We start from the raw sequence: 9,380 nt of genomic DNA, 5'->3' as shown, positions 1-9,380 counted from the left end.
GCGCCGCGAGCGCGAGGAGCGCCAGTGCAGCGGTGAGGGATCGCATCCAGGGAAGCTCCGGCCAGGGGGCGTTACGGCCACGGATGGGGAGGCGCTGCACCGTCCGCGCCACCGCGAACGTCTGTAACGCACCACGACGCTCCGGTTTGACGCGGGGGTTCCGCGATTGCGCGTGCCGGGCCGTGGTGGTAGCCTGTCCGGTCACTTCAATCCTACTTTCGACAAAGATCTCCCAATGAGCGCACCTCGCTTCACCCCGCCCGCCGCGGTCACGGAGCGCACCCGGCGGCTCCGCAAGATCTGGCGCGCGATGACCCCCGACGAGCGCGTCCTCGCCATTCGCGCGGCGTCCGGGCCGGACCGAGGCGCCGGCTTCACACAGGCCCTGCGCGGACACCTGGCGCAGGTGCTGAAGGTGCGGGCCGCCACCGCGCAGAGCTGGGGCATTCCGCAGATCGCCGAGGCCACGCTGCGGGCGCCGCTCAGCGAGGACATCATCGTCGACCTGCTGATGGCGTTCCACCTGAAGGAGCGCGTCCCGCTCCTTTCGGCCTTCCTGGATGCGGCGGGTATCCCGCACACGGACGGCGTCACCGAGCAGGATGCCGAGGTGAACCTGGACGAGGCGCAGCTCAACGCCGCGGCCGACGCGGTGATGGCGAACTTTCCCGAGCACCAGTGCCAGGTGTACTTCGCCACGCTGATCGCGCTGGAAGGCGGCGCGTGGAAATCGCTCGAGCCCCGGCTGGACGAGTCGCTTCGGCCCTGAACGACAGCGGCCTCACCCAGAGACACGGAGGGGTACGGGAAGGGGAACGGAGAGGGCTCGCGCCCGCGGGCTGTCGCGTTCCTGGGACGGCGATTTCCCAGGCGTGAACACCGCGCTCGCCTGGTGGCAACGTAAGCTGCTGGGGCGCAAGCGGTTGCGTTCTCCCGGCCGGGGCACGGGTGTCGCTTTGAGGGCGCGCGTGACCCGCGGACTTCCACCTCGCCACCGGCCCCATCATGGACGCGTTCCTCCAGGACCTGCGCTTCGCCATCCGATCGCTGCGCCGCGCGCCCGCGTTCGCCCTGGCCGCCGTGGTGACGCTGGCGCTGGGGATCGGCGCGAACACCGCCGTCTTCTCGCTGACCAATGCCGTCTTCCTGCGCCCGCTCCCCGCGGAGCGCCCGCACGAGCTGGTGCGCTTGCTGGCGAACGAGCGCGGGGCGCCCGGGGCATCCAACCCGCTGTCGTACCCGGACTACCTGGAAGTCGCCGCGCTGCGGGGAGTGTTCGCCGGCGTTGCCGCATCCGGCCGTGCAGAGGTGGAGCGTGGCAGCGGCGCTCCCACGCGCGGGCAGCTGGTGAGCGGCAACTACTTCGCGGTGCTGGGCGTGCGGCCGGCGGTCGGGCGCGCTCTCCTGCCCTCCGACGACGTGGCCGGAGCGAAGCCGGTGGCGGTCGTCTCGCACGACCTGTGGATGCGCGAGCTGGGGGGCGGCCGCGACGTGGTCGGCTCCGAGCTGAGGCTCAACGGCCAGGCGTTCACCGTGGTGGGGGTGGCGCCCGCGGTCTTCCGCGGCACCGACGTCGAGATCGCGCCGGACGTGTGGCTGCCGCTGGCGCAGCAGCCGATCCTGCGCGGCGCGGCGCCCGGGGCCGCGTCGCTCCTGACCGAGCGCGGCTCCCACTGGCTCTTCCCCATCGCCCGACTGGCGCCCGGCGTTACGCGCGACCAGGCGACCAGCGCGCTGCGGGTGCTCTCCGCCCGCCTCGGAGCGGCGTACCCGGAGACGAACCGGGAGGTGCGCTTTCGCGCGATCCCGGGCGGCACGCTGGTGAGCGCCGCGTCGTCGCCGGAGGTGCTCGTCGTCTTCATCCTGTTGTCCGTGGTGGTGGCGGCGGTGCTCGCCATCGCCTGCGCCAACGTGGCCAACCTCCTCCTTGCGCGCGCCGCGTCGCGCCGGCGCGAGATCGCCATCCGGGTGTCGGTCGGTGCATCGCGCGGGAGGCTGGTGCGGCAGCTTCTGACCGAGAGCGTGCTCCTGGCGCTCCTGGGCGGGGCGGCGGGGCTGGTGCTCGCGCGTGCGGCGTCGCGCCTCTTCCGCCTGCTGGAGCTCCCTCCCACGCTCGACTTCTCCACGGACGGGCGGGTGCTGGCCCATTCGCTGGCCATGTCGCTCGCCACGGGCATCCTCTTCGGCCTGGCACCCGCGCTCGCCGCCGCGCGCGGTGACACGCAGGCCGCGCTGCGCGACGGGGGCGCCGGCACGGGGCGGTCGCCATCGCGGCTGCGCGGCGCGCTGACGGTGGCGCAGGTGGCGCTCTCGCTCGCGCTGCTGGTGATGGCCGGGCTCCTCCTGCGCTCGGTGTGGGCGCTGCAGGCCGCACCCACGCCGTACGACGAATCGCGCATCGCCACGGCTCACGTCGAGATGCGGATGCCGGAAGGCGACACGGCGGCGGCGCGGGCGGCGCTGCTGCGGCTCCTGGACGCGGTCCGCCGCACGCCGGGGGTGGAGGCCGCCGCCTTCACGCAGCTCGTGCCGATGGGGGACAGCCGCGTGGAGGAGCCGTTCACCGTCGCCGGTAGCTCGCGCATGCTGGACGTGAACGTGGTGTCGGATGACTTCTTCGCCACCCTGGGGATGCGCGCATCGGCCGGGCGCACCTTTGAGCCGCGGGACCGTGCGGGCGGTGTGCCCGTCGCGGTGGTGAGCCGCTCGCTCGCACGCTCGCTCTGGCCGGGGCAGAACCCCATCGGCAAGCGGCTGCGAGCGGAGCGGGAGGGGCGCGGCGTGGTGGAGGTGGTGGGTGTTGTCGATGACGTGAACTACGCGCGCCACGCCGGCATCCGGCCCATGGTCTACCTGCCGTGGGAGCAGTCGGTCGACGTGGGCGTGGCGCTCCAGATTCGCGCGCGCGGCGATGCGGCGCCCGTCGTGGAGCCGGTGCGCCGCGCGGCGCGGGTGGCTGGGGTGGAGCTCCTCGCCGCGCGCACCCTGTCGCAGATGCGCCGCGACGCGGCGTTCCCGCAGCGGCTCACCGGGACGCTCCTCTCCATCTTCGGCGCGGTGGCGCTGGCGCTGGCGGCGGTGGGCGTGTACGGGGTGGTGGCGTACGGCGTGGCGCAGCGCACCCGCGAAATCGGCGTGCGCATCGCCCTCGGCGCCCGCCCTCGCGACGTGAGGACGATGGTGGTCGCGAGCGGTGCGCGGCTGGCGGCGATCGGCGTGGTGGTGGGGATCGCGATCGCACTGGGCGCTTCGCGGCTCCTATCCACCCTGCTGTTCGGCGTGGGCGCGGCCGATCCGCTCACATACGGCGGCGTGGCCGCGCTCCTGCTGGGCATGACGCTGCTCGCCACCTGGATTCCCGCCCGCCGCGCGAGCCGCGTGGATCCGATGGTGGCGCTGAGGTCCGAGTAGCGCAGGGTCCGGCGGGTCTCACGCGGAGGCGCGGAGACGCAGAGAAAGGAAAAAAGAAAGAGCGACGGGCTCACGCAGAGGCACAGAGCCACAGAGAGTTGTTCTCTTCCGCGTCTCCGCGTCTCCGCGTGAGATTGCAGTTCGCCGTCACCCGCCCGGCTCTTCAGCCACGCCGCGGTAGCCGAGCGCGAATACGATCGCCACGAGCGCGATGAGGAGGACGCCGTACGCCGCGGCGCCGCCGAAGTCGAAGGCGCGGAGCTGCGAGAGCATCTCGACCGCGATGGGGCGCGTGCGGTGGGTGTAGAGGAGGATGGATGCCACGAACTCGCCCAGCGCGGTGACGAAGGCGAGCAGTGCGCCGGCCGCAATCCCAGGAAGGACGCGCGGCAGCACGACGCGGCGTAGGGCGGTGGCGCGCGATGCGCCGAGCGATGCGGCGGCTTCTTCGAGCGCGGGATCGAGCTGGCGAAAGGAGCCGAGCGCCGCGCGCGTCACCAGCGGGATGTTGCGGACGAAGTAGGCGAGCGGCAGTATGGCGAACGTCCCCACGAGCACGAACTGGCCGGTGAGCGGGCGGTGCACGCTGAAGGTGGAGGCCAGCGCCACCGCCAGCACCGTCCCCGGGAGCGCCCAGGGCAGCGTCACCAGCGCCGAAACGAGCCAGCGGCTGCGGGCGCGCGAACGGGCCAGGTAGTAGCCGGCGGCCATCGCGAACACCACGTTGGCGAAGGTGGCCGCCGTCGCCATCGCCAGGGAGTTTAGGACGGGGCGGAGGCGCTGCGGATCGGTGAAGAGCGCGCCGTACGCGGCGGGCGAGTAGACGGGCGGGAGCGTCTCGATCGTCCACGTTCCCTCGGGTACGAAGGAGACGAGGAGCACGGTGGCGTGCGGGAGGAGGAGGAATCCGACCAGCGCCGAACCGAGCAGCGTGATCCCCCATCCGCCGCGCCCGCGCGCGGCCGGCGCGGCGCCCAAGCCCTTGGACGCGCCGGTGTACTCGCGCGCCGCCTCCCACCGCTGCAGCATCACCAGGAAGAGGAGCGACGCCGCGGCCAGCACCACCGCCTCCACCGCCACCAGCCCCGCCTCGCCGTTTAGCTTGCTGGCGTAGAGCTGCGTGGTGAGCACGCGGAAGCCCCCGCCGAAGACGTACGGCGCGCTGAACGATCCCATCGACGTCATGAACACCAGCAGCGCCGCCCCGCCGATCGCCGGCGCCAGCATGGGGAGGGTCACGCGCCGCATCGTCGTCCACCGCCCCGCCCCCAGCGCCGCGGCGGCCTCCGCGTAACCGCCATCGAGCCGCGCAAGCCCCGCCGCGGTAAAGAGATAGAAGTACACGTACATGGTGTACGCGTGCACCAGGAGCACCGCCACTGGGCCGCTCAGGCGCCACGGGGGTGCCGCCATGCCCAGCGCCGCCTGCACGCCGCGCGTCAGCAGCCCGCTCTCGCCGTACAGGAAGAGGAAGGAGATGGTTCCCACCAGCGGCGGCAGCAGCACCGGGAGCGCCGCCAGCGCGCCCAGCACCTTTCGCCCCGGGAAGTCACGCCGCGCAAAGAGGAATGCGAGCGGTACCCCGATCGCTCCCGAGAGGACGACGCTGGCGAGCGAGATCCACACGCTGGCCCACAGCGCTTGCAGCTCCGATCCGCTTCCAAAGAACCGCCTGTAGTGCTCCGTCGTGACCCGCCCGCCGTCCAGGAAGCTGTCGCCCAGCACCCACACGTTCGGGTACAGCACCAGCCAGACGAGGATGACGATGACCGGCGCCGCCAGCATCCATCCGCCGGGGGCGCGCGCGCGTGTCCTTCCACGCTCGACAGGGAGCGGGGCGGGGACCTGGGTACTCACGAGGGGTCCCGGAGGCTCTTCGCCATAAGGATGTCCGGCTTGCCGGGCCCGTTCGCGTCGGGGATCACGCCGGCGACTTCGAAGCCCATGCGCTGGTAAAAGGTGAACGGGTGGCCGCGCAGGTCGCGGAGCTCGCGAAGCTTGTCCAGCACGCCCGGGTAGAGGTCGGCGCCGCCAAGCGTGGTGCGGTCGTTCTCGTCGTCCGTGCCCAGGAAGAGCGTGAGGGCGCCTTCCGCGCGTGCCTGCCGCGCGAGCTCGTGGACCAGCGCGCGTCCGATCCCGCGTCCGCGCAGGTCGCTCCGCACCACCATCGGGTGCAGCTCCCAGACCTTTCCGTCGTACATGCGGATCGCGCCGATCCACCCCACCACGTGGCCGTCTTCATCGCGCGCGATCCAGGCGCTGCGGTCGCCGCGCGTGCACTCGCTCGCCTCCTCCAGCGCGGATTCCAGGTCCGGCCAGGCATTCGGCCAGTCCTCGCGGAAGCCGTCAAACAGCAGCTCCGCCGCGTCGCGAAGCGCCGCCTCGTCGTCCGCGCGCAGCGGCTCGATGCGAATGCTCATGCGGGGTACGCCACGGCTGCGGCGCCCGGGGCGAGCGTCAGCCGCACGGGCTGGCCCGGCGAAGCGTCCCCAGGGCCGCCCTGCACCAGCGCCTCGCTCCCATCCGCGAACCCGACGCGGTAAAAGGTGGCCGAGCCGGCGAATCGCCTGTCCAGGACGTGCCCGTCGAGCGCATCGCCCTCCGGCGCGCCCGCGACGCTCATCGCCTCCGGCCGCACCATCAGCCGCACCGCAGACGCCTGCCCCGCCCCGTCCGCGCGCACGGCCCGCCACCGCTGCCCCGTCTCCAGCCGGCAGAGCAGCATCCCGCCCTCCTCCGACTCCACGATGGCGGGGAAGAAGTTGGCGCGCCCCAGGAACGACGCGACGAAGGGGTTGGCGGGGCGCGCGTACAGCTCCTCGGGCGTGCCGAGCTGCTGCAGCCTGCCGCCGTTCAGCACGGCGATGCGGTCGGAGAGGGCGAACGCCTCCTCCTGGTCGTGCGTCACGAACACCGCGGTCATCCTCAGCTCCTTGAGGAGCGCGCGGATCTCGGTACGGGTGCGCTCGCGCAGGGCGGCGTCGAGGTTGGAGAGCGGCTCGTCGAGGAGGAGGAGGGGCGGCTCGGGCGCCAGCGCGCGCGCCAGGGCTACGCGCTGCTGCTGGCCGCCGGAGAGCTCCTGCACCTTGCGCCGCTCGTATCCCGCCAGCTCCACCCGCTCCAGCGCCCTCGCCACCCGCGCGTCCACGTCGCGCCCGCCGCGCGCGCGCAGCCCGAACGCCACGTTCTCCCCCACGTCCATGTGCGGAAATAGCGCGTAGTTCTGGAAGACCATCCCCACGTCCCTGCGCTGCGGCGGCAGGCCGGTGACGTCGCGCCCGTTCACCCACACCTGCCCCGACGTGGGGTGCTCGAAGCCGGCGACCATGCGCAGCGTCGTCGTCTTGCCGCACCCGCTGGGCCCGAGGAGCGTGAGGAACTCCCCCGCCGCCACCTCCAGCGACACGTCGTCCACCGCGGTGGTGTCGCCGAAGCGGCGGGATAGGGAGTCGAGGCGGAGCATGAAGTCAGTGCGTGAGTGCGTGAGTGCGCCGAAAGGCCCCCTCCCCCCGACCCCCTCCCCCGCCTGCGGGGGCGCAGGGCGGGTGAGGGGGAGAATCCCGTGCGAGGCGCGTAGGTCCCGGTAGGGGCGCGATTCATCGCGCCCGTGTCACGGGCTGCACCGGCGCCCGCACCTGTGCACCGATGCCGTAGGGGCAGACCTGCGTGTCTGCCCATCCTCGCCCCGGCACCAATCCCGTAGGGGCGGCCCCGCGTGGCCGCCCGTGCCCCGCCCCCGCTCCGACCCCCGTCGCGCGGCCCCGATAAACTCCCCCTCTCTCGATAACAGAGGCGCCAGCCTCTCCTGTTATCGGGAGAGGGGGGCCGGGGGGGTGAGGGCCCCTACCGCCCCTTCCCCCGCACGTGCTCGTCCCAGTGCCGCATCCACTCCGGCGAGCGCTGCTGGAGGCGGGCCCAGTCCATCGACTCGGGCTTGATCTGGGCGCGGGCCTGGCGCAGGCGCTCGGGGAGCGAATCGGCCGGGATGTCGGTGCGGGCGGGGAGGCGGGCGAAGTCGCGCGCGGCGGCCAGCACCGCGGGGGTGCCGCCCACGAACTCGGCGAACTCCTGCGCCCGCTTCGCGTTCGGCGCGCCACGCACCACCGCCACCGCGTCCACCAGCAGCGGCGTGCCGCTACGCGGGAAGACGTAGGCGATGGGGTACTTGCCCTGCAGCGCGTCGATGTCCGGCATGTCCCACAGCGTGATCAGACCCTCCTGGCGCGCCAGCTTCTGGTACAGGAGCGTGGGGTTCAGGACGTAGTCCTTGGTGTGCGCATCGAGCCGGCGGAGCCACTGGAAGCCCTGCGCCGTGTCACCAGTGGCGCGTACGCTGCGGTCGATGATCATCCCGAAGATGGTGCGCATGGTGCCGCTCGCCATCGGATCGCGGATCAGCACCTTGCCCTTCCACTTGGGGTCCAGCACCTCGTCCCAGTCCTTGGGCGCATCCGCGGCGGAGACGATGGCGGAGTTGTACGCGATCACCTCGGGCGTGACGTAAGTGCCGTACCAGTAGCCCCTTGGATCTTTTGCGTCGGCGGGGAGGCCGGCGGCCCAGGTGGGGGTGAAGCGCGCCAGGAGCGAGTCGCGCGCGGCGTCCTCGAAGGTGCCCGCGGGCGCGCCCCACCACACGTCCGCCTGCGGGTTCGCGCGCTCGCTGCGAAGACGGTCCAGCACCTCCTGCGAGCCCATGTCCACCGTCTGCACGTCGACTTCGGGGTGCAGCGCCTCGTAGCGCTTCTCGAACGCCTGCAGCATGTCGCGCCCGTGCGGCGAATACACGGTCAGCGTCTCGCGCCCGTCCCCGCACGAGGCGAGGAGGAGGGCGGCGAACGCGGCGGTGCGTCGGATCATCGGGCTCGTGGTGTTGGTGCGCATCATGGGGCGTTGCCGGCTGTCGCCTGACCCGTCTTCCCCAGCGCCAGCAGGTTCGCGAACAAACGCCACGCGCCCGGCACCCCCTCTGGAAGCTGCCGGAAGAAAGCCAGGCCGGTGTAGACGTACGTCCCCTGGCCGACCTTGGCCGCCAGCAGCCCGCCCCGCAGCGGCTCCTCGCCCGGGTCGCCCGTCTCCAGAAGCGGGGTGAAGCGCGGGTCCCACGTCTCCGCGAAGTAGAGGCCGCGCTCCTGCTCCCACCCCGCGAAGTCCGCGTCGGTGATGCGGTTGGGCGTGGTGAACAGCGGGTGCGACGGGTCCAGCAGGCGAACCGGCGCGTTCTCGTCGGTCACGCGGCCGTGCGGACGGGCCATGGTGAGCGGATACGGGGCGAAGTTGCCTTCGACCAGCTCGTATTTGTTGTATTGCACAACCAACGTCCCCCCACGCCGCACCCAGTCCAGCAGGCGGGCGTTGTGGCGGGCGAGATCGGGACGCACCTCGTACGCTCGGCTCCCGGCCACGATCACGTCGAACCGGTTCAGATCGCCGCTTCCGAGCGCATCGTCGTCGAGCAGGGTGGGGCGAATGCCGAGCTGCGCGAGGACGCCGGGGCCTTCCTCACCCGCGCCCTCGATGTAGCCCACCCGCAGCCCCGCGGGGACGCGCACGTCGAACGCGCGCACCCGCGTGGACGCGTCCGAGTACAGCGGCCGCGCGCGGACGTGAGGATAGTCCACCATCTGCACCGCGCGGGTGAAGCGGCGCCCATCCGCGGCCTGGAAGACGGCGGACATCGGGTAGTCGCCGGCGCGGAGAGCGGCGGGGGCGCGGACGGTGAACTCGGCCTCCTTCACCTCGCCGGGGGCGGCAAAGGACACCGGGAGCGAGGCGGGCTGGGCGGTCCATCCCGCCGGCAGCTCCAGCCGCAGCGTCCCGCCGATGCCGCCGGGCGCCTCGCTAGCCAGGTCCACGCGCAGCCGGAAGCTGTGCTCGCCGGAGAGCGGGAGGATGCGCACCGCGCGCTCCGTCCGCACCGAGACGGCGGGGACGACCATCACCGGACGGCGCAGCTCGCCCTGGCGCAGGTC

Annotated in this window: 7 protein-coding genes; 2 read left to right on the top strand and 5 right to left on the bottom strand. The window is 72.7% G+C overall.

Annotation, left to right across the window (positions count from 1 at the left end; translation table 11 throughout):
• The first annotated feature begins 235 nt into the window (after positions 1–235).
• Entirely contained in the window at positions 236–769 is a 534-nt protein-coding gene (locus tag VF647_08850; protein ID HEX8452192.1) for a hypothetical protein, read from the top strand.
• A gap of 236 nt (positions 770–1,005) precedes the next feature.
• Positions 1,006–3,411 carry an ABC transporter permease gene (locus VF647_08845; GenBank protein ID HEX8452191.1) on the top strand — a complete coding sequence of 802 codons (2,406 nt, stop codon included), beginning with the start codon at positions 1,006–1,008 and terminating at the stop codon, positions 3,409–3,411.
• 147 nt (positions 3,412–3,558) lie between these two features.
• On the opposite strand, the gene VF647_08840 is transcribed toward VF647_08845, so the two are convergent.
• From VF647_08840 to VF647_08820, 5 genes are all read right to left on the bottom strand, one after another.
• Entirely contained in the window at positions 3,559–5,268 is a 1,710-nt protein-coding gene (locus tag VF647_08840) for an iron ABC transporter permease (protein ID HEX8452190.1), read from the bottom strand.
• Positions 5,265–5,831: a GNAT family N-acetyltransferase gene (locus VF647_08835; GenBank protein ID HEX8452189.1), complete on the bottom strand. Its 567-nt coding sequence runs from the start codon at positions 5,829–5,831 to the stop codon at positions 5,265–5,267. Before VF647_08835 ends, VF647_08840 begins: the two co-directional genes overlap by 4 nt.
• Positions 5,828–6,874, bottom strand: coding sequence for an ABC transporter ATP-binding protein (locus VF647_08830; protein HEX8452188.1), 1,047 nt, complete (start codon positions 6,872–6,874; stop codon positions 5,828–5,830). Before VF647_08830 ends, VF647_08835 begins: the two co-directional genes overlap by 4 nt.
• Positions 6,875–7,254: 380 nt before the next feature.
• Positions 7,255–8,268, bottom strand: coding sequence for an extracellular solute-binding protein (locus VF647_08825; GenBank protein HEX8452187.1), 1,014 nt, complete (start codon positions 8,266–8,268; stop codon positions 7,255–7,257).
• 23 nt (positions 8,269–8,291) lie between these two features.
• The coding region (locus tag VF647_08820; protein HEX8452186.1) for an NEW3 domain-containing protein at positions 8,292–9,380 on the bottom strand (1,089 nt) is incomplete at its 5' end.

Source organism: Longimicrobium sp. (assembly GCA_036387335.1).
GTDB lineage: Bacteria > Gemmatimonadota > Gemmatimonadetes > Longimicrobiales > Longimicrobiaceae > Longimicrobium.
Note: the sequence above shows the minus strand (reverse complement) of the source record. Positions and strands in the feature narration are given on the sequence as shown.